This is a genomic window from Mesorhizobium tamadayense (genome assembly GCF_003863365.1).
Lineage (GTDB): Bacteria > Pseudomonadota > Alphaproteobacteria > Rhizobiales > Rhizobiaceae > Mesorhizobium > Mesorhizobium tamadayense.
Genome location: NZ_RQXT01000201.1, coordinates 1 through 641 on the forward strand (window position 1 = coordinate 1; position 641 = coordinate 641).

The window sequence follows — 641 nt, forward strand, 5'->3', positions numbered from 1 at the left end:
ACTGCCGTTCGTCACGCATAGCTCCACCTCCAGCGGCGTTTGCGCGGTGCCCGTGAGTTCGCCTCGGAAAGCCTTGAGAAAGAAGGACGTGAGCGGGCGTCCGACCGGCTGCGAGCCGTCGACGCAGGCAAGCTCGGCGAAACTGCGATTGGCAGCCACGATCTCGGTTTCGTTGCACACGATTAGCCCCTCGACGGCCGCGTCGACCAGCTCCTGCATACGCGCTATCTCGCCGGCGCGACGCAGATCACGCATATCGAGGGCGACGCCGATGATGGCCAAAAGGATGATGACGATCGAAACGAGGGCTACGCCAGCCGCCATCCAGTCCGCAGGCAACGCCGTCGCGGAAACGACAATGCGCGGGTCTGGCATGATTGCGGCCGCGCCCATCGCCGTGAAATGATGGCTGCAAATCGCGACCGTCAACACGAGGGCACCGAGCGCCTTCCACTTGACCATGTTGGCGTAAAGGGCAACCGGCAATGCGGCCGTGCCGAACAGCGCACCAAGGATGATTGAGGCGGCGACAAGCGGCACATCCCAGACGACGCGGCCCGCGATCTCGAATGCGGCCATGCCAGTGTAATGCATCACCGCGATGCCGCCTCCCACGATCGCACCGCCGATCCAGCGTCCAC

Annotated in this window: 1 protein-coding gene; it reads right to left on the reverse strand. The window is 64.1% G+C overall.

Annotated features, from left to right (window positions below):
• Nucleotides 1–641 (reverse strand): MHYT domain-containing protein (locus tag EH240_RS37245; RefSeq protein WP_281035206.1); only part of this gene is annotated, 641 nt, incomplete at both ends.